The 914-nt window shown below is 65.9% G+C and carries 1 protein-coding gene; it reads right to left on the bottom strand.

Annotated elements, in window-relative coordinates:
* Nucleotide 1 precedes the first annotated feature (1 nt).
* On the bottom strand, nt 2-914 hold a 913-nt coding region (gene purM / locus EN984_RS36145), incomplete at its 5' end, for a phosphoribosylformylglycinamidine cyclo-ligase (protein ID WP_127384430.1).

Raw genomic sequence — 914 nt, 5'->3', positions numbered from 1 at the left:
TTCATAGGCCGATCGAGCCCCGATAGATAACGCCGGCGTCGCGGCGCGGCACGATGCGGCCGATCGGCGTCACCGTCTCGCCGGCCTCCTGCAGCACGGCGGCGACCTGTGCTGCCTGGCCGGACGCGACCGCCAAGATCATGCCGATGCCGCAATTGAAGGTGCGCATCATCTCTTCCGGCGCCACGCCGCCAGTCTTGGCCAGCCACGAAAACACCGCAGGAACGTCGATCGCCTCGAGATCGAGTTCGGCCGAAAAATCCTTGGGCAGCACGCGCGGGATGTTTTCCGGGAAGCCGCCGCCGGTGATGTGGGCGAGCGCCTTGATACCATGCGTGTTGCGGATCGCCTTGAGAATCGACTTGACGTAGATGCGGGTCGGCTCGAGCAGCGCCTCGGCCAGAGTGGCCTCGTCGTTGAACGGCGCCGGATCGCTCCACGACAGACCGCTGACGGCGACGATGCGGCGCACCAGCGAATATCCGTTCGAGTGCAAGCCAGAGGAAGCCAGGCCCAGCAGCACGTCGCCTTCGACAATATCGTCGGTGGGCAGCAGTTGGCCGCGTTCGGCGGCGCCCACCGCAAAGCCGGCCAGGTCGTAATCATTGCCGTGATACATGCCGGGCATCTCGGCCGTCTCGCCGCCGATCAGCGCGCAGCCGGCCTGGCGGCAGCCCTCGGCAATGCCGCCGACGATTGCGGCACCCTGGTCGGGATCGAGCTTGCCGGTGGCGAAATAGTCGAGGAAGAACAGCGGTTCGGCACCTTGCACGACGATGTCGTTGACGCACATGGCGACGAGGTCGATGCCAATCGTGTCGTGCTTGCCGGCATCGATGGCGATCTTGAGCTTGGTGCCGACGCCGTCATTGGCCGCCACCAGCACCGGGTCGGTAAAGCCCGCGGCCTTGAGG

The sequence above is a fragment of the Mesorhizobium sp. M7A.F.Ca.CA.004.12.1.1 genome (assembly GCF_003997835.1).
GTDB lineage: Bacteria > Pseudomonadota > Alphaproteobacteria > Rhizobiales > Rhizobiaceae > Mesorhizobium.
The sequence above is the reverse complement of the archived record's forward strand: the minus strand, read 5'-3'. Positions and strand labels throughout refer to the sequence as shown.